The sequence below is a fragment of the Citreicoccus inhibens genome (genome assembly GCF_019039035.1).
GTDB lineage: Bacteria > Myxococcota > Myxococcia > Myxococcales > Myxococcaceae > Citreicoccus > Citreicoccus inhibens.
The window spans coordinates 44,966-65,623 of record NZ_JAHNZT010000037.1; the positions used below are offsets into that span (position 1 = coordinate 44,966).

A 20,658-nucleotide genomic window follows, 5' to 3' on the forward strand; every position below is an offset into this window, starting at 1 on the left:
CACATGCCTCGCCCGACCAACACCGAGGAGCGCCGACAGCAGATCGTCACCGGGCTGCTGCGCGTCATGGCGGAGCGAGGCTATGAGCGGGCCTCGGTGAATGAAATCGCGAAGGCGGCGGGGCTCAGCGCGGGCCTGGTGCACTATCACTTCAAGGACAAGCAGGAGATCCTCCTGACGCTGGTGGCGCAGCTCGCGGAGACCGCGCGCGCCCGCGTGGCGCGGCGGCTCGCGAAGGCACGGCCTGGGGACGAGCGCGCGCGAGTCGGCGCCTTCATCGAGGGGTTCCTCGCCACGGGCGCGGACGCGGACCCCTCGGCGGTGGCGGGCTGGGTCACCATCAGCGCGGAGGCCATTCGCCAGCCGGAAGTGCGCGCGGTCTACGAGGGCGTGGTGCGCGCGGACCTCGCGCAGTTGGAGTCCCTGGTCGCCGAACTCACGGGGAAGCGGCGGGCGCGCGCGGTGGCGGCGGGATTGTTCGCCGCGGTGCAGGGCTACTTCGTGCTGGCCGCGAGCGCGCCGGACCTGGTGCCCCCGGGCTCCGCGGCGGGGACCGTGAAGCGCATGGCGGCGGGTCTGCTCGACGCCGCGACCGAGAAGGAGGACGCATGAAGACGCCCGCGAAGTTGGGACTGCTCTCCAGCCTCTACCTGTCCCAAGGACTGCCGTATGGCTTCTTCACCCAGGCCCTGCCCGTGTTGCTGCGCAAGCAGGGGCTGTCCCTGCCAGAGATTGGCCTGACCCACTTGCTCGCGCTGCCTTGGGCGCTCAAGTTCCTCTACTCCCCGCTCTTCGATCGGTACGGCTCGACGCGCTGGGGGCGCCGACGGGGCTACATCCTCCCGTTGCAGCTGCTGGCGGTGGCCGTGCTCTTCGCGCTGGGGCTTCCCGAGGGCGGCGTGAGCATGCGGTGGATCCTCGCGGCGGTGCTCGGCACCAACCTTCTGGCCGCCACGCAGGATGTGGCCACCGACGGGCTCGCGGTGGAGCTGCTCACGCCCGCGGAGCGCGGCTGGGGCAACGGCATCCAGGTGGCGGGCTACCGACTCGGCATGATTGTGGGCGGCGGCGCGATGCTCCTCGTCTTCGACGCGGCGGGTTGGCGCGCGCCGTTCTTCGGGATGGGCGCGCTGCTGCTCGCGGCCACGGTGCCCATCGCGCTGTTCCGCGAGCCGCCCTCCCAGCCTCCACCTCGCGCCGCGCCCGGCCTGCGCTGGTGGCTGAAGCGTCCTGGCGCGGGCGCGTGGGTGGCGCTGCTCGTGCTCTACAAAGCAGGCGAGTCGCTGGCCACGGGCATGCTCCGCACGTTCCTGGTGGACTCGGGGCTGTCGCTCTCGGACATCGGGTGGATGCTGGGGGGCGTGGGGTTCTCGGCGGGGCTGCTCGGCGCACTCGGCGGTGGCGCGCTCGTGGCGCGGCTGGGACGGCGGCGCGCGCTGCTCCTCTTCGGCACGACCCAGGCCGTCGCGGTCGGGCTCTACGCAGCCGTGGCGTGGCGTGGAGCGCCCCTGCCACTGCTCACCGCCGCGTGTGGGCTGGAGCACCTGGCCAGCGGCATGGCCACCGCCGCGCTCTTCACCGCGATGATGGACGTGTGCCGGCCCGACCACGCCGCGACCGACTACACCGTGCAAGCCTCGCTCGTGGTGGTGGCCACGGGCGGCGCGGCGGCGCTGAGCGGCTTTGGTGCGCAGGCGTTCGGCTATCCGATTCACTTCCTGCTCGCCGCGGGGCTGTGCGCCCTCGCCGCTGCCTATGTGGCCATCGCCTTCCCCGCCGACTTGGACCCAGCGCCCGCTGCGCTCCCCGAGGCCTCGCCATGACCATCGCCCTGTACGCCGGAAGCTTCGACCCCATCACCGCCGGACACCTGTCCGTCATCCGTCAGGCGGTGCGCCTCTTCGCCCATGTCGTCGTCGTGGTGGCCGTCAATCCAGCCAAGCACACGCTGCTCTCCCCAGAGGAACGCGTGGCGCTGGTGCGCGAAGCAGCCTCGCTGCACCCCAATGTCAGCGTGCTGCACACGGAGGGACTCATCGTGGACCTCGCCCGAGCCATGGGCGCCACGGTGCTCTTGCGCGGTGTGCGCGGCGCCACCGATGCGCAGTTCGAGACGGAGCTGGCCCAACACAACCGCGCGCTCGCTCCCGAACTCTCCACCCTCTTCCTCCCCGCCGAAGCGCACCTGGCCGAGGTCAGCAGCAGCGCGCTCAAGGCCCGCCTCGCGCGCGGCGAGGATGTCTCCACCCACTGCCTCCCCGCCGTCCTCGCGAAGCTGCGGGAGCGACTGGCCCCGACCTCCCCGAGCACGCCATGAGCCTGTCCTTCATTCCGCTGGGCGTGGGCGATGCCTTCTCCGCCCTGCACTATTCGTCATGCCTCGCCGTGGAAGCGGAGGGACAGGTGCTGCTGGTGGACTGTCCGCACCCCATCCGCAAGATGATGCGCGAGGCCTCGCTCACGGCGGGCGTGCCGCTGGATGCGGACCGCGTCAGCGCCGTGGCCCTCACGCACCTGCACGCGGACCATGCCTCGGGCCTGGAGGGCTTGGGCTACTTCTCCTTCTTCGTCCTGCGCCGGAAGCTGGAGCTGCTCGCGCACCCGAGCGTCACCCGACGACTCTGGGAGGGACATCTCGCGGCGGGCATGGAGTGCCTCATCGAGGAGCGCGGCGCGAGCCCCAACGCGAAGCACTTCGAGGACTACTTCTCGCCCATCCCGCTGAGCGTGGAGCACGCGGTACAGCACGGGCCGTTCCGCATCGAGAGCCGCTTCACCTACCACCACGTCCCCACCACCGCGTTCCGCATCCACGCCGGCGGGCGCTGCCTGGGCTACAGCGCCGACACCGCGTTTGACGAGGGGCTCATCCAGTGGCTCGCCGAGGCGGACCTCGTGGTGCACGAAACGAACTACGGCGTGCACACGCCCTACGAGAAGCTCGCGGCGCTGCCCGCGGACCTGCGCGCGCGAATGCGCCTCATCCACTACCCCGACACGTTCGACCTCGCCGCGAGCAACATCGAACCCCTCGAGCAGGGTCGCCGCTACACCGTCTGACCCACGGGGCGGGAGCCGATGCATCGCGTCAACTCCATGCGCGGTCCGCGCCCGCCCCCCACCCATCCGGCCAGGAATGCCATCGCTCTGGTCAATGCACCGCGCGGCGTGCTCGCCTTCGAGTGACGAGTGCGCTAGTCCCGACCTCGTTGGCGCCGTCGCGGCGCCCCTGGAGTGGATGACTGGACATGACGAAGACGACCGCGCCGACTCGCACCACCTGGACGCTGCTGCTGTCCTGCGCGCTGGCCCTCGTCCTGACCGCCCTTCCCGCCGAGGCCGCGCCTGCCGCCTCGCCGCCCCCGGGCACGCCCCCGGGCACGGTGCGGCTCACGCTGCTGCACCTCAATGACGTGTACCAGTTCCAGCCGTTGGCCAATGGACGCGGCGGGCTGGCCCGCGTGGCCACGCTGCGCGCCCAGGCGCTCAAGAAGTCGCCCCATGTCCTGACGCTGCTCGCAGGCGACACGCTGTCGCCGTCCGTCGAGTCCTCCGCCGAGATTCACGGCGAGGCGCTCAAGGGCCGGCAGATGGTGGATGCGTGGAACGCGCTCGGCCTGGACTACGCGGTGGTGGGCAACCACGAGTTCGACTTTGGCGACGACGTGCTGCGCGCGCGCATCCGCGAGTCGCGCTTCACGTGGCTGGGCGCCAACGTGGTGGACGCGACCACGGGGCAGACGTTCGCCGGGCTCAAGGGCTGGGACATCCGCGAGGTCGGCGGCGTGCGCGTGGGCATCTTCGGCGTGGTCCTGCCCGAGACACAGGGCGCCTCCAAGGCGGGCCCCACCACGCAGTTCAAGCCGTTCTGCGAGGCGGCCCAGCGCGCGGTGGCGGACGCGCGCGCGGCGGGCGCCCAAGTGGTCGTCGCGTTGACGCATCTGGAAGATTCCGAGGACCGCGAACTGGCGCGCTGCGTGCGCGTGGACGCCATCATCGGCGGGCATAGCCACGAGCGGATGGAAGAGACCGTCGAGGGCACGCCCATCTACAAGCTGGATGAGGACGCCGAGGACCTGGGCGAGCTCACCCTCGACGTGGACGCGGCAACGGGCGCCGTGCGGAGCCATGCGTGGAAGGCCACGCCCATCACCGCGCGGATCCCCGAATCGCCCGCCTTCACCCAAGCGATGAAGGGCTACGCGCCGCTGCTGAAGGAGCTGTCGCAGCGCGTGGGGCGCTCGCCGGTGCCGCTGGACGCGCGCAGCGTGGAGAACCGACTGGGCGAGACGAACCTGGGTTCGTTCGTGGCGGATGCGTTCCGCGCGGCCACGGGCGCGGACGTGGCGCTGTGCAACGGCGGCGCCATCCGCGCGGATCGCGTGCTGCCCGCGGGGCCGCTCACGCGACGCGAGCTCTACTCCCTACTGCCGTACCGCAACGACCTGGTCGTGGTGGACGTGAGCGGCGCCACGCTGCGCGCGGTGCTGGAGAACGGCGTGAGCCTCAGCGGCAAGCCCAAGCCTCCGGGACGCTTCCCGCAGGTGTCGGGCCTGCGCTTCGCCTATGACCTGGACAAGCCCGCGGGCGAGCGGGTGACGCGCGTGGAGGTGGGGGGCAAGCCGCTCGACCCCACGGCCACCTATCGCCTCGCCACGCTCAGCTTCCTGACCGCGGGCAACGACGGCTACACCATGCTCAAGGACCTCCCTCCGCGACCGGGCACCCCCACCGGCGCGACGCCCTGGGATGTGCTCGCCACGGCATTGCGCACCGGACGCCCCGCGCCGCGCGCCAGGCCCGATGGGCGCATCCAACACGTCGGCGGCCCTGTCCAGGACGCCGCGCACGCGCCCGCCCCGCCCATGAAGTAGGCCCTGGCTGGCGCTCGCTCACCCGCCCGCGCCGCTCCACCCTGGCGCCCAGCAGGGAGGAAGCAACGCAGTCTGTCTGACATTGGTCAGGGGCCGGTTGCGGCCTCGCGGGGCGTGCGCTAAGGACATGGGCGGTGCTGCGCTTCCTCCTCGTCCTCGTGCTGGTCCTCGGCCTCGTGCCTCCCCTGGGAGAGGCCGTGGAGATGGCCGTGCACTTCGCGACGACCGGCCACCTGGCGCACTTCCAGGCCGGTGAGAAGGATTTGGACGCGGGCAACCGGGAGCATGGCTGTGGCCCCGTGGCCCACCACTGCTCCTGCTGTGTCAGTCAGTCGATGCTTCCCTCGGGGATTGCCCAGACGGTGCTCCCGCCCATCCGGGCGGACGAGCCCATCCGCGGCGCCGAGCTGAAGGTCGCCACCGGAACGCCTCAGCGGCTGCTGCGCCCGCCCATAGCGGCGTAGCGCGCGCCCTCACGGTCATGGCTCGCGTCCATCGTGGCCACCCGCTCGTCCGGGCTGGGCCGCGCTGGCGTTGCGCGCGCCGTGGACTCGTCGCGCGCGCGAAAGCCTGACGCTTCCAACGTGGCGCTCCCAGGTCCATGCAAGGCATTGGGCCTGGGGCTGCCCTGGCACCTTCTCGCAGTCCTCGCGAAGGCCGTCTCCGGTGTGCCCGGAGTGGCGTCGCGGAGGCACGTTCATGTCTCGTTTCCGATTCACCGTCGCACGCAAACCCTGGCTCCCCTTCGTGGTGGGCCTCTTGTCGATGCCCGCCCTGGCCCAGCGCGCCCTCACCGCGGAGAACGCGGTGGCGCTCGCGCTGGACCACAGCCCTCGTTTGATTCCCGCCCGCGCGGAGGTGGAGGAAGCCCGCGCGCGGGTGCAAGGCGCGGGACTCCTCTTCCAACAAAACCCCGAGCTGACCGTGGCCGCGGGGCCCCGGCTGCGCCCCGAAGGCGACAGCGCGGATGTGTCGGTCGGCCTCAGCCAGCGGATTGAGTTGCCAGGCCAGCGCAGTGCCCGCCGTGACGCGGCGGGCGCGCGGCTCGATGCGAGCGAGGCGCGCTGGGAGGCCCTCCGGGTCGACCTCGCCGCCGAGGCGCGTGAGGCGCATGCCCTGGCGCTCGCGGCCCAGGAGGAGACCCGGCTGGCGGAGGAAGGCCGGGCGCTCGCGGAAGAGGCCCTCCGCGCCGCGCGGGAGCGGCACGCCGCGGGGGCGGCGTCGAGCATCGAGGTCAACACCGCGCGCGTGGAGCAAGGCCGCGCCGCGCGAGAGCACGCGCTCGCCGTGCAGCGACGCGACGTGGCGCTCGCGCAGCTCCGGCTCCTGATGGGACTGGAGCCCTCCGAAACGCTGGACCTGGTGAACACGCCCACGAAGCCCGAGGAGGTGCCGCCGCTCGCGGCGCTCGTCGACACCGCCCTCGCCCGTCGCCCGGAAGTCCGCGCCGCGCGCTCCGGGCTTGCCGCCGCGCGCGCGGAGGCCACCCTGGCGCGAAGAGAGGCCCTGCCCAGTCCACGCCTTGGCGCGAGCTACGGCCGCGAGGAGGGCGCCACCATCATCCAGGGCACGCTCGCCATCGATCTGCCCCTCTTCCAGCGCAACCAGGAGGCGCGCGGCGCCAGCGCCGCGCGCGCCACCGCGGCGGACAGCACCGTGCGCGCCGTCGAGCAGCAGGTGCGCTCCGAGGTGACGCTCGCCCGCCAACGCTACGAGTCCGCAGTCACCGCGACGTCCAACTACAGCGACGAGGTGCTCGCCGCCGTTCAACAGAACCTGGAGTTGATCAACGAGGCCTACCGCGCGGGGAAGGTGGACTTCCTGGAGCTGCTCATCATCCGCCGCGAGTCCTTGGACACGCGACGCGGAGCCATCGAAGCGCGACGGGAGATGACCGTCGCTGACGCACGCCTGAAGCAGTCCCTGGGGAGCATTCCATGAAGCGCCTGTCCTGGATGTGGCTCACGACGTTGCTGCTCTCCGCCCCCGCCTGCACGAAACGCGACGAGGCCCCCCCCACGCCCCCCGCGGCGGCCGAGCCCGAGCCGAGGCCCACGGAGCATGACGAGGTCATCACCCTGGCCCCCGAGGCCCTGAAGAACGCCAAGCTGGAGCGTGCTCGCGCCGAGCACCGCCCCCTGCGCCGCGGCCTGAACGCCACGGCGCGACTCGCGTTCCTGCCCAAGTCCGTGGCGCAGGTGGCGGCGCGCGTACCCGGGCGGCTCGTGAGCCTCGAGGTCAATCTCGGGCAGAAGGTGAAGAAGGGCGAGGTGCTCGGCTACCTGGAGAGCCCGGAGCTGGGCCAGGCCCGAGCGGACTACCTGTCCTCGGCGACGAAGTCTCGCGTGGCCGAGGAGAACTTCCGCCGCGAGCAGGAGCTCCTGCGCAAGGGCATCTCGTCCGAGCGCGAGGCGCTGCAGGCCGAGGCTGAGTTCTCCACCGCGCGCGCGGACATGAACGCCGCGGAGGGGCGGCTGCATGCGCTCGGACTCAACGACGCGGAGATCCGCGCGCTCAAGGCCGACGAGCACTACAGCTCCCGCTTCCCCGCGCGAAGCCCGCTGGACGGCACGGTGGTGGAGATGACCGGCGCGGTGGGCGCAAGCGTGGAGGCCTCCACGCCGCTGTTCACCGTGGCGGACCCCAGCCGCCTCTGGGGCGTGCTGGACGTGTTCGAGTCCCAGCTCTCCAGCGTGCGCACCGGGCAGCGCGTGGTGCTCACCGTCGCCGCGTTGGGCGAGCGGCGATTCGAGGGACGGGTGGACTCCATCGGCGACATCGTGGACGAGAAGACGCGGACCGTTCCCGTGCGCGTCACCGTCTCCAACGAGGACGGCGCGCTGAAGTCCGGCATGTTCGCCCAGGCGGAGGTGCTCACCACCGAGGCCGCGGGCACAGAGCCCAGCCCCGCCCGACTCGTCATCCCGCGCGAGGCCGTGCAGGAGCAAGGCGACGCGCGCGTCGTCTTCGTGCCCTTGGGAGAGGGCCGGTTCAGGCCGGTGCCGGTGAAGCTGGGGGCCCGCACGGCCCAGGAGGTGGAAGTCCTCTCGGGGCTCGACGCGGGCACGGAGGTCATCACCCAGGGCGCGTTCATCCTCAAGTCCGAGCTCTCCAAGGAGAGCTTGGGCGAGTCCGACTGAGAGCGAGGCGCACATGCTTGCTTCCCTCATCCGGTTCTCCATCCGGAATCGCTTCCTCGTCTTCGTCCTCACCGCGGTCCTCATTGGCCTGGGCCTGCATGCCCTGAGCAAGCTGCCCATCGACGCGGTGCCCGACGTCACCAACGTCCAGGTGCAGGTGCTCACGTCCTCGCCGGGCCTGGGGCCCGTGGAGGTGGAGAAGTTCGTCACCGTGCCGGTGGAGACCGCCATGAGCGGCCTGCCGGACACGGAGGAGATCCGCTCGGTCTCCAAGTTCGGCCTGTCCGTGGTGACCGTCGTCTTCCATGACGACGTGGACATCTACTTCGCGCGCCAGCTCGTGCAGGAGCGCCTGTCCGCCGCGAAGGAGAGCATCCCCGAGGGCTACGGAACGCCCGAGATGGGGCCCATCTCCAGTGGACTCGGAGAAATCTACCAGTTCGAGGTGCGGGGCGATGGCACGAGCCCCATGGAGCTGCGCTCCATCCTCGAGTGGCAGATTTCGCCCCGCCTGCGCGGCGTCCCCGGCGTGGTGGAGGTGAACGCCTTCGGCGGCGAGCTGAAGACGTACGAGGTGCAGGTGGACCCCGCGCGGCTGGCCTCCCATGGCCTGTCCTTGCAGGAGGTCTTCACCGCGCTGGAGGCGAACAACGCCAACGCGGGCGGCGCCTCCATCTCTCGCGCGCAGGAGCAGGTGCTCATCCGCGCGGAGGGCATCGTCGAGTCGCTGGAGGACATCGGGAACATCGTCGTCGCCACGTCCCCGCACGGCACGCCGGTGTTCATCCGCAACGTGGCCGACGTGAAGTTCGCGCCGCAGGTCCGCCAGGGCGCCGTCACCCGCGACGGCCGGGGCGAGGTCGTCACCGGCATCGTGATGATGCTCATCGGGCAGAACTCGCGCGAGGTGGTCAACAACGTGAAGGCCACGGTGGAGGCCATCCGCCCCACCCTCCCGCCGGGCGTCACGCTGGAGACGTTCTATGACCGCACGGACCTGGTGCGCAAAACCATCCACACCGTGGCCAAGAACCTCATCGAGGGCGGCGTGCTGGTGGTGGTGGTGCTCTTCCTGATGCTGCGCAACCTGCGCGCGGGCCTCATCGTCGCGAGCACGATTCCCCTGTGCATGCTGACGGCCTTCATCGGGATGAGGGCGCTTGGCATCAGCGGCAACCTCATGAGCCTGGGCGCCATCGACTTCGGGCTCATCGTGGACGGCGCGCTCATCATCATCGAGAACGCCGTGCGCCACATCGCGGAGAAGAACCACCAGTTGGGCCGGCCGCTGACGCGCGCCGAGCGCGACGAGGTGACGTACCAGAGCGCCGTCGAGATGGTCCGCCCGGCCTCGTTCGGCGTGGGCATCATCGCCGTCGTCTACCTGCCCATCCTCAGCCTCACCGGCATCGAGGGGAAGATGTTCCGCCCCATGGCCATCACCGTCATCTGCGCGCTGGCCGGGGCCTTCCTCCTGTCCCTCACGCTCGTGCCGGCGCTGGCGTCCCTGGTGCTGCCCACCTTCGTCCGCGAGCAGGAGAGCCCCATCGTCGTCTGGGCGCGCAAGCTGTACGGCCCCGCGCTCGAGCGGTGCCTCAAGCATCGCAAGGCGGTGATGGGCACCGCGGTGGGCGTGCTCGCCGCGAGCCTCGCTGTCGTCCCGTTCCTGGGCGCGGAGTTCATCCCGAGGCTCGACGAGGGCGCGCTCGCGCTCCAAGCGTGGCGCATGCCGTCCGTGTCGCTGGAGGAGTCCGTGCGCCAGACGACGCTCATCGAGCAGGTGCTGCGGCGCTTCCCTGAGGTCGAAACGGTGGTGTCCCGCACGGGCCGCGCGGAGATCGCCACCGACCCCATGGGCGTGGAGATCTCCGACATCCTCGTGATGCTCAAGCCCCACGACACATGGACCACCGCGAAGAACCGCGAGGCGCTCATCGCCGCGTTCGACTCGGCCCTGCGCGGCGCGGTGCCCGGCAGCGTGTTCAGCTACTCGCAGCCCATCGAGCTGCGCGTCAGTGAGCTCATCTCGGGCGTGCGCTCGGACCTCGCGGTGAAGCTCTACGGCGAGGACCTGGACGTGCTGAAGAAGACGGGGGACCGCATCGTCACGGCGCTCGCGCGCGTCCCGGGCGCGGCCGACGTGAAGGCCGAGCAGGTCGCGGGCCTGCCGGTGGCGCGCATCCAGGTGGACCGACAGGCCATCGCGCGCTACGGCATCAACACGCGACAGGTGCTCGACACCATCGAGGCGGTCGGCGGCCGTGCCGTGGGCACCGTGCTGGAGGGACAGAAGCGCTTCACGCTCCAGGTGAGATTCGCCCCCGGCGCGCGCGCGACGGTGGAGGCCCTCGGCGCGCTCAAGGTGTCCAATCCAAGCGGCCAGGGCATCCCGCTGTCCGAGCTGGTCCGCGTGGTGGAGGAAGAGGGCCCCGCCCAGGTGAGCCGCGAGAACATCCAACGGCGCATCACCATCGAGGGCAACGTGCGCGGCCGAGACCTCCAGGGCTTCGCCGCCGAGGCCCAGGCCGTGGTCGCACGAGAGGTGCCGCTGCCGCCGGGCTACTGGCTCGAGTGGGGTGGCCAGTTCGAGAACCTCCAGTCCGCGACGCGGAGGCTCGCCATCGTGGTGCCGCTCACGCTCTTCCTCATCTTCGTGCTGCTGTACGGGACGTTCGGGGCGGGAAGGCCCGCGGCGCTCATCTTCCTCAACATCCCGTTCGCCGTGACGGGCGGAGTCCTGGCGCTGCTCGTGCGAGGCATGCCGCTGTCCATCTCCGCCGCGGTGGGCTTCATCGCCCTCTTCGGCGTGGCGGTGCTCAACGGACTCGTGCTCGTCAGCTGCATGCGGCAGCTGCGCCAGGAGGGCCGCACCGCGCTCGACGCCGCGCGTGAGGCCGCGCACCTGCGGCTGCGGCCTGTCCTCACCACCGCGCTCGTCGCCAGCCTCGGGTTCATCCCCATGGCGCTCGCGTCCGGGGCGGGCGCCGAGGTGCAGAAGCCCCTGGCCACCGTCGTCATCGGCGGGCTCCTCAGCTCCACGCTGCTGACGCTGCTCGTGCTGCCCACGCTCTACGCCGCGTTGGATCCGGATCGCCGCGAGACCCACTCCGCGTAGCGTCACGCGCGGGGAATTCGGGGAGCGCGCCGCGGGCCCTACCGCTGGCGCGCTCCCCTCTTGCGTCATGGCCCACCCACGCGGTATTTCCTGCGCGCCTTTCGACTTTGCGAATCACTATCAATTTCAACTTCAACACCGGGCTCCCCATGAAGCGCTTCCGTCTCCTGCCCTCGCTGCTGCTGCTGTTGCTCGCGGCCTGCGGCTCGGAGGGCTCCTCGTCGACTCCTGGCATCCCCGCGCCGCCGTACATCGCGGTGCTGTCGTCCGTGTCCGGCACGCTGACGCAGGCCCCCCTCACCGTGACGGGCTACGTGCAGGCGGGCAGTCCGGTGGAGTCCATCGAAGGGCGGCTCGACGAGGGCGAGCCGCTGCCCGTCGAATGGGACAAGGCGGAGGGCCACACGCCGAGCTTCCGCGTGCAGGTGTCGCTCCCGCTTGGGGACAGCACGCTGCGACTGGACGCGGTGGACCAGGCGGGCGGGCACAGCACGCGCACGCTGCGGCTGCATCGCGAGGAGCCGCCCGACACGACGGCGCCCTCCGTCCGGTTGGTGACGCCCGAGCCGGACCAGGCCCTCACGGTGCGCCGGGTGCGAGTGCAGGCCATCGCCACGGATGACCAGGGTGTAGCGCAGGTGTCGTTCACGCTGAATGGCGCCACGGCGCAGCCGGTGACGGGACCCGGCGCGGATGGCGCGCTCACCTTTGATGTGACGCCGCGCCCCGGCGCCAACACCTTGGTGGTGCAGGCCACCGATGCGCGCGGCAACACCGGCACGGCCTCGGTGACGTTCCACTTCGGCAGCCTCACCTCGGCGGGCGGACTGCACACCGGCGTGGTGCGCGCGGGCGCACTCTACACGTGGGGCCGCAACAACAAGGGACAGCTGGGCCTGGGCGCATCGGTGACGGCGGATCAATCCGTGCCGCACGCCGTGCGCACGCTCACCCACGTGGCCGCCATCGCGTTCAACCAGAACCACTCGCTGGCCATCGATGACGCGGGCGCGGTGTGGACATGGGGCGAGAACGCGAACGGGCAGCTCGGACTCGGCGCGCCCCCCGCCGTCGAGGGCGGTACGCGGACGCCGGACGTCACGCCGCGCTCGGAGCCCACGCGGGTCGCGGTGGCGGGCGCGGTGGCGGGCGTGCTCGGCTACCGGCACACCCTGGTGCTGATGGAGGACGGCACCGTGCGCGCGTTCGGCGACAACAGCAACGGCCAGCTCGGAGACGGCACCGTCACGTCGCGCGACTATCCGGTCGCGGTGGTGGGGCTGACGGACGTGGTGAAGCTGGCGGCCGGCTCGCAGCACTCGGTGGCGCTCAAGGCGGACGGCACCGTGTGGACGTGGGGCCGCAACACCTACGGCACGCTGGGGCTCGGCGCCGCGGACGCCATCAACCACCCGACGCCCGAGAAGGTCCCCGGCGTGGAGAACGTGGTGGACATCGCCACGGGCCGAGACCACGTCCTCGCCGTGCACGCGGACGGCACGGTGTCCGCGTGGGGCCTGGACTCCGCGGGGCAGCTCGGCACGGGCGCCATCAGCGTGGAGAAGCAGAGCGCCGTCCCCGTGAAGGTGAAGGACGTGACGGACGCGCGCGCGGTCTACGCCAACGGGTTGTTTGGATTCGTTCGCCGCGCGGACGGCACGCTGCTGGGCTGGGGCCAGAACGGCAACGGGCAGCTCGGGCTGAGCGACACGAAGGACAAGGGCACCGCGACGCCGTCGGCGCCGGGGCTCGGCCGCATCGCCTCGCTGGGGCTGGGCGCCACCCACGTCATCAGCCTGCGCGGCGATGACTCGGTCTACGTCTGGGGCTGGAACTCGAAGGGCTCGCTGGGCCGCACGGACCTGCTGGAGAACTGGTCGTTTCCTGATCCGCTCCAGGTGGTGCTGCCGTGAGCCGCGCCGCCCGGCTCGGGCTACTCGCACTGCTCGCGCTGGGCGGCTGCGGTGAGACGAGGGACACGCGGCCCACGGAGCCACCGCCGACCACCGAGCCGCCCCCCACGCCCGAGCCGCCCGTTCGCCACGACGTGGTGGAGGAGGGCGAGGAGCGGCCCGGGGGTGCCACCAGCGTGGCCGACACGAGCGCGAGCGCCTTCACGCGCCCCGCCGCGAACCTCACGCTGGAGCGCCGCACGGAGTTCCTGGTGGGCGAGGCGCTCTTCGAGGCGGACTGGATGGCCGCGCCCGGTGCCCGCGCGGACCGCGACGGCTTGGGCCCCCTCTTCCACTCCGTCTCGTGCGTCGCATGTCACCTCGGTCATGGTCGCGGCCGCGCACCCGAAGTGGGCGAAGTCGCCGACACGCTGCTGGTGCGCCTGTCGGTGCCCGGACGCGACGCACACGGCGCCCCAGTCCCCGAGCCCACGTACGGAGACCAGCTCCAGCCCCGAGCCGTCGCCGGCGTGCCCGCGGAGGGACAGGTGCGCGCTCGCTGGACCGAGGTGCCCGGCACCTTCGTCGATGGCGCGGCCTACTCGCTGACCCGGCCGGAGTTCGTGCTCGAGGAGCTGGCCCATGGGCCCCTGTCTCCGGACCTGCGCACCTCCGCGCGCGTGGCGCAGCCCATGATTGGACTGGGCCTGCTCGCCGCGGTGAGCGAGGCGGACCTGCTGTCCTGGGCGGACGCGAACGACGCGAATGGCGATGGCATCTCCGGCCGACCGAACCGCGTCTGGAATCGGCGGCTCGGCGCCACGGTGACGGGGCGCTTCGGGTGGAAGGCCAACCAGCCGGACCTGGCGCACCAGAACGCGGGCGCGCTCCTGGGCGACCTCGGGCTGACGTCTCCGTTGCTGCCCACGGAGAACTGCATGCCCGGACAAACCGCGTGTCAGGCCCAACCCTCGGGAGGCGCGCCCGAGGTGAGCGAGCGACAGGCGGCGGCGCTCGACTTCTTCAGTCACACGCTGGCCACGCCGCTGCGCTCGGGCGTGGATGCGCCCAAGGTGCTGCGCGGCAAGGCGCTGTTCCACGAGATGGGCTGCGCGAAGTGTCACCGGCCGTCGTACGTGACGGGGACACTGGAGGGCTACCCCGAGCTGTCGGGCCAACGCATCTGGCCGTACTCGGACCTGCTGCTGCACGACATGGGCGAGGGGCTCGCGGATGGTCGCGAGGACTTCGAGGCCACGGGCCGCGAGTGGCGCACGCCTCCATTGTGGGGCATCGGGCGCACGGGCACGGTCAGCGGCCACACGCGCTTGCTCCACGACGGCCGAGCGCGCTCCCTCACGGAGGCCATCCTCTGGCACGGAGGAGAAGCAGCGCCCGCGCAAGAGCGCTTCCGTGCACTGTCCGACGAGGCCCGCGCCGCGGTGGTCACCTTCCTCGAGTCGCTCTAGTCAGGGAGCGGTCCATCCGCGCACGCGGTACACCCAGCGCCCCGCCAGCTCACGCAAGACCTCCGTGCTCTGGCTGAGCGCCCCCGCGCGAGGCAACCAGCTCATGCGCGACCACGGGGTGTTCGAGGCGCGCACGTCCACCACCAGGGTGTCCGGATGCAAGCCCACCGCGGCGAAACATCCGGCCGCGCGCGGCATGTGCGCGGCGCTCGTCACCAAGAGGAGCGAGTGCCAACCGCGCTCGCGGATGATGCGCGCGGACTCCAAGGCGTTCTCACGGGTGTTGCGGCTGCGCCCCTCGGTGACGATGCGCTCGGGAGCAATGCCCCAGTCCTGGAGCTGCCTCGAGAGCACGTCCGCCTCCACCACCGCCTCCGGTCGCGGATCCAACGAGCCCCCGGACAACAGCACCTGCCGAGCCCGGCCCGCGCGCAGCAGCTCGAAGCCACGCAGCACGCGCTCCACCGCCGCGTTGTACTCGGGCTGCCCGGTGCGCTCGGAGGCCGAGGGGTCCAACCCGCCGCCCAGGACGATGACGGCGTCGTAGACGACCTCCTCGCGCCAGGTGCTCACCGCGCTCGCCTCGGTGGCCCGGGTGAGCCACGCGGACACGGGCTCGGACGAAAAGGCCAGCAGCACCGCGAGCCCCAGCCCCAGCAACGCACGAGCCCCCCGAGGCCAGCGCCGCGCGAGCACCGTGCCCGCCAGCAGCCCCCCGAGCGCCCACGTCAGCGGCGCGAGAAACAGGTCCAGCACCTTCGACAGGAAGAGGAACATCGCCCGACGGTCAGCGCTCTCCCCAGTGGAGCTTCTGCCGGAGGATGGTGAAGTAGGCCACGCGCGGGTTGCGCACCAGGTTCACGCGGTTGGGCGAGCGCACCACCTCGATGCAGTCGCCGCCCTGGAGCGAGTGGCCGGTCTGCCCATCCAGCGTGAGGTAGGTGTCCGCCGTCTCGCTGCGCAAGGTGATGCGGATGACGCGGTCCGCGGGGACGACAATCGAGCGCTGGGTGAGCGCATGCGAGCAGATGGGCGACAGCACCGTGCAGTCCACCGAGGGATGCACGATGGGCCCGCCCGCCGACAGCGAGTACGCGGTGGAGCCCGTGGGCGTGGCGAGGATGACGCCGTCCGCCTTGTACGTCGTGATGGGCACCCCATCGATGGACGTCTCGTGGTCCGCGATGCGCGCCAGCGCGCCCTTGTTGATGACGATGTCGTTGAGCACCTCGTCCTCGACGAGCACCTTGCCGTCGCGAAGCAGCCGGCACGCCAGCTTCATGCGCGAGTCCGACTGGAAGCGGCCCTCCAAGACCTCCGACAGCGAGGAGAACAGCTCCTCGACGGGAATCTCGGTCATGAAGCCCAGGCTGCCCAGGTTGACGCCGAGGATGGGGACGGCTCGCCCCGAGAGCATCCGCGCCGCGTAGATGAGCGTGCCATCTCCACCGAGCACCACCACCAGGTCCGAGCGGGTGGCCAGCTCCCGATCCGTCACCCGCGGCCACCCCAGCGTCTGCGCCAGGGTCCGGTCCGCCAGGACGGTCAGGTGGGGGTAGCGCTCGCGGATCTGCACCGCCAGGGCCACGGCCTCGGGTTTGTCCCTCTTCGCGACGATTGCCAGGGTCTGCACGCGGACACCTTTCTAATCCAGGCGGCTGGCCGGGCGCTCACCGGAAATGCGGGCTGCCCTCCCCCGGACATCTGGCGGCGTACGAACCGGGGATTTTCCCGGCCGGGACGCTAGGGTGGAGGCTCGACATGGACCTCTTCGAACACGCGGGCCTCAAGGAGCAGGCCGCCCAGGCCCCACTCGCCGAGCGCATGCGGCCCACCACCCTGGCCGAGTTCCTGGGCCAGGAGCACCTCACGGGCGAGGGGCGCTTCCTGCGCCGGGCGCTGGAGCAGGACCGCGTGCCCAGCCTCATCCTCTGGGGCCCCCCGGGGACGGGAAAGACGACGCTCGCGCAGCTCGTGGCCCGCAGCACGGGCGCCGCGTTCGAGGCGCTGTCCGCCGTGCTCGCGGGCGTGAAGGACATCCGCGAGACGGTGGCGCGCGCGCAAGAGCGCTGGAAGATGAACCGGCAGCGCACCTTCCTGTTCATCGACGAGATCCACCGCTTCAACAAGGCCCAACAGGACGCGCTCCTGCCCCATGTGGAGAAGGGCACGGTGACGCTCATCGGCGCCACCACGGAGAACCCCTCGTTCGAGGTGAACGCCGCGCTCCTGTCCCGCGCCCGCGTCGTCACGCTGCGCGGGCTGGAGGAAGAGGAGCTGGTGGCGCTGCTGCGCCGCGCGGTGGCGGACCCACGAGGGCTCGCGGGCAAGGTGCAGGTGGATGACGAGGCGCTGGCCTTCATCGCGGAGGCCGCGGGCGGAGATGCGCGCAAGGCCCTCACGGCGCTGGAGGTGGCCGCGGCCTACGGGGGCGCGCAGGTGGACCGCAAGGCCGCCGAGGAGTCGCTCCAGCAGAAGATGCTGCTCTACGACAAGGGCGGCGAGGAGCACTACAACGTCGTCAGCGCCTTCATCAAATCCATGCGCGGCAGCGACGTGGACGCGGCGCTCTACTGGATGACGCGCATGCTGGAGGCGGGCGAGGACCCCGTCTTCATCTTCCGCCGCATGGTCATCTTCGCGTCGGAGGACGTGGGCAACGCGGACCCTCGCGCCCTGAGCGTGGCGGTGGATGCCTTGCGCGCCTTCCAGCTGATGGGACTGCCCGAGGGCACCCTGCCCCTCACCCAGGCCGTCACGTACCTGGCGCTGGCGCCCAAGTCGAACGCGGTGATTACCGCCTACGCCGCGGCGCGCGCCGCCGTCACGCAGGAGGGCGCGCTGCCCGTGCCCATGCACCTGCGCAACGCGCCCACCAAGCTGATGAAGTCGCTGGGCTACGGCGGCGGCTACAAGTACCCCCACAACTTCGAGGGCAACTACGTCCCCGAGGACTATCTGCCCGAGGCCCTGCGCTCGCGGCACTTCTACAACCCCTCGCAGAACGGCTTCGAGCGGGAGCTGTCCGAGCGCTACGAGGACATCCAGCGCCAGCTCGCCGCCCGCCGGGTGGCGGAGAGCGAGCCGGGCGAGGACGGGTGACCCACGGGTGCTACGACGCCGCCTCCAGCGCGGTGTCGTCGCTGCCCTCGGGCCCCTTGGGGCGCGGCTTCATGGAGCGGCCCGCCACCTCGTACTGCTTGAGCAGGCGACGGAAGTTGGAGCGGTCCACCCCGGCCGCGCGCGCGGCGCTGGACACGTTGTGGTTGTTCTTCTCCAGGAGCGCGGAGAGGTAGCGCCGCTCGAAGGCGCGCATGGCCAGCCGCTTGGCCTGCGCATACGGCAGGTGGGCCAGGCTGAACACCTCCACCGCCGAGTCCGCCTGCGGCGCCGCCTGGAAGCCGGGCGGCAGGTCCTCCACGTCGATGAAGTCGTTGGCCGTGAGCACCACCGCGCGCTCGATGACGTTCTCCAGCTCTCGCACGTTGCCCGTCCACCGGTTGCAGGTGAGGGCCTCCATGGCGCGCGGGCTGATGCCGGTGACCTTCTTGTCCGCCTTGGCCGTGTAGAGCTTGAGGAAGTGGTGCGCGAGCAGCGGCACGTCCTCGGGGCGGTCTCGCAGGGGCGGCAGGTCGATGGTGATGACGTTGAGCCGGTAGAACAGGTCCTCGCGGAACTTGCCCTGCTCCTTGGCGCGCGACAGGTCCACGTGCGTGGCGGCGATGACGCGCACGTCCACCTTCACGGGCTCGTTGGCGCCCACGCGCTTGACTTCGCCTTCTTGCAACACGCGCAACAATCGCACCTGGGTGGCGGGAGGCACGTCGCCAATTTCGTCCAGGAAGATGGTGCCGCCGTCGGCCGCCTCGAAGAGGCCCTTCTTGTTGCCGGTGGCGCCCGTGAAGCTGCCCTTCACGTGGCCGAACAGCTCGCTCTCCAGCAGCGTCTCGGTGAGGGCCGAACAGTTCACCGCGACGAACGGCTTGTCGCGCCGAGCGCTGCGGTAGTGGATGGCGCGCGCCACCAGCTCCTTGCCGGTGCCGCTCTCACCTTGGATGAGCACCGTGGCCGTGGAGTGGCTCACCGTCTCCACCAGCTTGAACACGGCGCGCATCTGCGACGACTGGCCGATGAGGTCCTCGAACTGGCTGCGCACCGTGAGGGCCTCTTCCAGCGCGCGCGTGCGGTCCTTGAGCGCCTTGCGCTCGGCCGCCTTGGCCACCGTGAGGCTCACCTCGTCGATGTTCTCGAAGGGCTTGGTGAGGTAGTCGTACGCCCCGGCCTTCACGGCCTCCACCGCGGTCTCCACCGTGGCGAAGGCGGTCATCATGATGACCTCCACGTCCGGGCGGTCCGCCTTGATGGCGCGCAAGAGGTCCATGCCGGACAGGTGCGGCATCTTGATGTCGAGCACCACCACGTCGATGGTGGGGTCCTTGGCGGCCGTCAGGCCCTCCACTGCGTCATCGATGGCCACCACGGGATGGCCCTCGCGCTGGAGAATCTGCGTGACGGCCTTGAGGACGACGGAGTCGTCATCCACCACGAGGACTTTGGCGCGCTTGATTTGGGTCACGGCAACCTCTCGAGCTGCAGGGGAATGGGCAGGAAGACGGTGAAGCGAGAACCCGAGCCGGGGTGGGTATCCACGTGGAAGCTCCCCCCGTGGTCCTGGACGATGCGGTAGGCGATGGACAGGCCCAGGCCCGTGCCCTCGCCGGGAGGCTTGGTGGTGAAGGACGGCTCGAAGATGCGCGGCAGGTAGCGCTCCTCGATTCCCGTGCCGGTGTCCGACACCGCGAAGAAGCACCGGTCGCCGTCGCGCCCCGTCTCCAGCGTCAGCTTCCCCTCGGGCGTCGGCAGCGCCTGCAAGCCGTTCTGCAGCAGGTTGAGCACCACCTGCGCGAGCTGGCCGGGGTCGCCGTACACCTTGGGCAGCCCCTCCATCAGCCCCAGGGACAGCTCCACCTTGGGCGTGGACTTGAGCTGCGCGCGGAAGAGCACCGCCGCGTCCTCCACGCACTTGGACACGTCGAACAGGCGGCGGTCCTCCACGCGGCTGTGGCGGCTGAACTTCAGCAGGCTCTCCACGATGCGCTTGCAGCGCAGCGCGCTCTCCTCGATGAGGCTGAGCGACTCGAGGTCCGAGTCACCGCGGCCCGCGTCGCGCGACATGAGCTGCGCGAAGGCGAGGATGCCGCCCAGCGGGTTGTTGATTTCGTGCGCCACGCCGCCCGCCAACTGCCCCACCGCCGCCATCTTCTCGGTCTCGATGAGCCGGCGGGTGATGGCCTGCTCCTCGGTGACGTCGCGGTACGTGCACACCGCGCGGTCGTCGCCCGCGAACGGATAGGCGGCCACCACGTAGGTGCGCCCCGCCTGCTGCACCTCGCCGCGCGCGCCCTTGCCGCTCTCCATGGCCGCGGGCAGCGGACAGCCCACGCACGGCTCATCGCGGCCGAAGAGGTAGCGGTGACAGGGCGTATCCGAGGGAACCTCCTCGATGGACCGGTGCGCCACCTGCGCATAGGAGACGTTGGCGCGGCGCACGGCGAAGTCACGCGTGCGCACCACCGCGAGCGGCGTCTCCATGCAGTCGAACGACAGCTCCCACTCGCGCTTGGCCAGGCTGAGCATGCGCGTGCGCTGCGCGACGCGCTCTTCCAGGTCCGCGTTGAGGCGCTTGAGCTCCGCGTTCTGCTCCTGCGTCACGCGGTACAGCCGCTCGTTCTCCGCCTGGAGCGCGTACTGCTCGAACGCGCTCTTCACCGTGAGCACCAGGTGGCTGTCGTTCCACGGCTTGGAGATGAAGCGGAAGATCTCGGAGCGGTTGATGGCCTCTTCGATGGCCTGCTGATCCGCCTGTCCCGTGAGCATGATGCGCTGGGCGCGCGGCTCCTGCTGCTTCACCCGGGTGAGGAACTCCACCCCGTTCATCCCCGGCATCCGGAAGTCCGAGATGACGACCTCCGGGTGGAACCGCTCGAGCAACCGCAGCCCCTGCTCCGCGTCTGTCGCCGTCTCGATGTCCCAGTCACCGCGACGCAGCACGCGGCGGATGGACTTGAGGATGTTCTCCTCGTCGTCCACGAGCAGCAGTCTCCCGCGAGGGACTGCTTCCTGTGCGTGCACCTGTGCCACCTGAGGCCCCATGGACTTTCCGACGTC

At 71.0% G+C, this 20,658-nt stretch carries 16 protein-coding genes; 12 read left to right on the forward strand and 4 right to left on the reverse strand.

The features are described 5' to 3' along the window. Positions 1–3: 3 nt before the first annotated feature. From KRR26_RS30260 to KRR26_RS30310, 11 genes are all read left to right on the forward strand, one after another. Positions 4–612, forward strand: a complete 609-nt coding sequence (locus KRR26_RS30260; protein WP_120210647.1) for a TetR/AcrR family transcriptional regulator — start codon at positions 4–6, stop codon at positions 610–612. Then, the gene (locus tag KRR26_RS30265; protein ID WP_217081503.1) at positions 609–1,823 is read left to right on the forward strand and encodes an MFS transporter; all 1,215 of its coding nucleotides are present in this window, start codon (positions 609–611) and stop codon (positions 1,821–1,823) included. The genes KRR26_RS30260 and KRR26_RS30265 overlap by 4 nt, the downstream gene beginning before the upstream one ends. Next, positions 1,820–2,317 (forward strand): pantetheine-phosphate adenylyltransferase, encoded by a 498-nt coding sequence (gene coaD / locus KRR26_RS30270; RefSeq protein WP_217081504.1) that lies wholly within the window; start codon positions 1,820–1,822, stop codon positions 2,315–2,317. Before KRR26_RS30265 ends, coaD begins: the two co-directional genes overlap by 4 nt. After that, the gene (locus KRR26_RS30275; RefSeq protein WP_120210650.1) at positions 2,314–3,060 is read left to right on the forward strand and encodes an MBL fold metallo-hydrolase; all 747 of its coding nucleotides are present in this window, start codon (positions 2,314–2,316) and stop codon (positions 3,058–3,060) included. Before coaD ends, KRR26_RS30275 begins: the two co-directional genes overlap by 4 nt. Before the next feature lie 188 nt (positions 3,061–3,248). Further along, on the forward strand, positions 3,249–4,874 hold the full coding sequence (locus tag KRR26_RS30280) for a bifunctional metallophosphatase/5'-nucleotidase (RefSeq protein ID WP_217081505.1): 1,626 nt from the start codon (positions 3,249–3,251) through the stop codon (positions 4,872–4,874). Positions 4,875–5,008: 134 nt separating this feature from the next. Further along, positions 5,009–5,338: a hypothetical protein gene (locus tag KRR26_RS30285; RefSeq protein ID WP_120210652.1), complete on the forward strand. Its 330-nt coding sequence runs from the start codon at positions 5,009–5,011 to the stop codon at positions 5,336–5,338. Positions 5,339–5,573: 235 nt separating this feature from the next. Further along, on the forward strand, positions 5,574–6,815 hold the full coding sequence (locus KRR26_RS30290; protein WP_217081506.1) for a TolC family protein: 1,242 nt from the start codon (positions 5,574–5,576) through the stop codon (positions 6,813–6,815). Then, positions 6,812–8,014: an efflux RND transporter periplasmic adaptor subunit gene (locus tag KRR26_RS30295; protein ID WP_233577522.1), complete on the forward strand. Its 1,203-nt coding sequence runs from the start codon at positions 6,812–6,814 to the stop codon at positions 8,012–8,014. Before KRR26_RS30290 ends, KRR26_RS30295 begins: the two co-directional genes overlap by 4 nt. 13 nt (positions 8,015–8,027) lie before the next feature. After that, positions 8,028–11,129 carry an efflux RND transporter permease subunit gene (locus KRR26_RS30300; protein WP_217081507.1) on the forward strand — a complete coding sequence of 1,034 codons (3,102 nt, stop codon included), beginning with the start codon at positions 8,028–8,030 and terminating at the stop codon, positions 11,127–11,129. Between the two features lie 149 nt (positions 11,130–11,278). Then, positions 11,279–13,042 (forward strand): RCC1 domain-containing protein, encoded by a 1,764-nt coding sequence (locus KRR26_RS30305; protein ID WP_217081508.1) that lies wholly within the window; start codon positions 11,279–11,281, stop codon positions 13,040–13,042. Further along, on the forward strand, positions 13,039–14,490 hold the full coding sequence (locus KRR26_RS30310) for a di-heme oxidoreductase family protein (protein ID WP_120210656.1): 1,452 nt from the start codon (positions 13,039–13,041) through the stop codon (positions 14,488–14,490). Before KRR26_RS30305 ends, KRR26_RS30310 begins: the two co-directional genes overlap by 4 nt. On the opposite strand, the gene KRR26_RS30315 is transcribed toward KRR26_RS30310, so the two are convergent. Both KRR26_RS30315 and KRR26_RS30320 read right to left on the reverse strand, forming a co-directional pair. Next, the gene (locus KRR26_RS30315; RefSeq protein WP_217081509.1) at positions 14,491–15,267 is read right to left on the reverse strand and encodes a YdcF family protein; all 777 of its coding nucleotides are present in this window, start codon (positions 15,265–15,267) and stop codon (positions 14,491–14,493) included. A 10-nt stretch (positions 15,268–15,277) separates the two neighbouring features. Beyond that, on the reverse strand, positions 15,278–16,123 hold the full coding sequence (locus KRR26_RS30320; protein ID WP_120210658.1) for an NAD(+)/NADH kinase: 846 nt from the start codon (positions 16,121–16,123) through the stop codon (positions 15,278–15,280). 128 nt (positions 16,124–16,251) lie between these two features. Between KRR26_RS30320 and KRR26_RS30325 the strand changes: the two genes are divergently transcribed. Further along, positions 16,252–17,592, forward strand: coding sequence for a replication-associated recombination protein A (locus tag KRR26_RS30325; RefSeq protein WP_217081510.1), 1,341 nt, complete (start codon positions 16,252–16,254; stop codon positions 17,590–17,592). A gap of 10 nt (positions 17,593–17,602) precedes the next feature. Here KRR26_RS30325 and KRR26_RS30330 read toward each other — a convergent pair whose 3' ends face one another. Both KRR26_RS30330 and KRR26_RS30335 read right to left on the reverse strand, forming a co-directional pair. Beyond that, positions 17,603–19,066 (reverse strand): sigma-54-dependent transcriptional regulator, encoded by a 1,464-nt coding sequence (locus tag KRR26_RS30330; RefSeq protein WP_120210660.1) that lies wholly within the window; start codon positions 19,064–19,066, stop codon positions 17,603–17,605. Next, positions 19,063–20,643, reverse strand: a complete 1,581-nt coding sequence (locus KRR26_RS30335; protein WP_120210661.1) for an ATP-binding protein — start codon at positions 20,641–20,643, stop codon at positions 19,063–19,065. Before KRR26_RS30335 ends, KRR26_RS30330 begins: the two co-directional genes overlap by 4 nt. Between the last annotated feature and the right edge of the window lie 15 nt (positions 20,644–20,658).

Bases quoted from the DNA above. Each gene is read 5' to 3' on its own strand.
- KRR26_RS30305 (WP_217081508.1), top strand. From the start codon at position 11,279: ATGAAGCGCTTCCGTCTCCTGCCCTCGCTGCTGCTGCTGTTGCTCGCG.
- KRR26_RS30315 (WP_217081509.1), bottom strand. From the start codon at position 15,267: ATGTTCCTCTTCCTGTCGAAGGTGCTGGACCTGTTTCTCGCGCCGCTG.
- KRR26_RS30280 (WP_217081505.1), top strand. From the start codon at position 3,249: ATGACGAAGACGACCGCGCCGACTCGCACCACCTGGACGCTGCTGCTG.
- KRR26_RS30260 (WP_120210647.1), top strand. From the start codon at position 4: ATGCCTCGCCCGACCAACACCGAGGAGCGCCGACAGCAGATCGTCACC.
- KRR26_RS30290 (WP_217081506.1), top strand. From the start codon at position 5,574: ATGTCTCGTTTCCGATTCACCGTCGCACGCAAACCCTGGCTCCCCTTC.
- coaD (WP_217081504.1), top strand. From the start codon at position 1,820: ATGACCATCGCCCTGTACGCCGGAAGCTTCGACCCCATCACCGCCGGA.
- KRR26_RS30265 (WP_217081503.1), top strand. From the start codon at position 609: ATGAAGACGCCCGCGAAGTTGGGACTGCTCTCCAGCCTCTACCTGTCC.
- KRR26_RS30300 (WP_217081507.1), top strand. From the start codon at position 8,028: ATGCTTGCTTCCCTCATCCGGTTCTCCATCCGGAATCGCTTCCTCGTC.
- KRR26_RS30325 (WP_217081510.1), top strand. From the start codon at position 16,252: ATGGACCTCTTCGAACACGCGGGCCTCAAGGAGCAGGCCGCCCAGGCC.
- KRR26_RS30335 (WP_120210661.1), bottom strand. From the start codon at position 20,643: ATGGGGCCTCAGGTGGCACAGGTGCACGCACAGGAAGCAGTCCCTCGC.
- KRR26_RS30295 (WP_233577522.1), top strand. From the start codon at position 6,812: ATGAAGCGCCTGTCCTGGATGTGGCTCACGACGTTGCTGCTCTCCGCC.
- KRR26_RS30275 (WP_120210650.1), top strand. From the start codon at position 2,314: ATGAGCCTGTCCTTCATTCCGCTGGGCGTGGGCGATGCCTTCTCCGCC.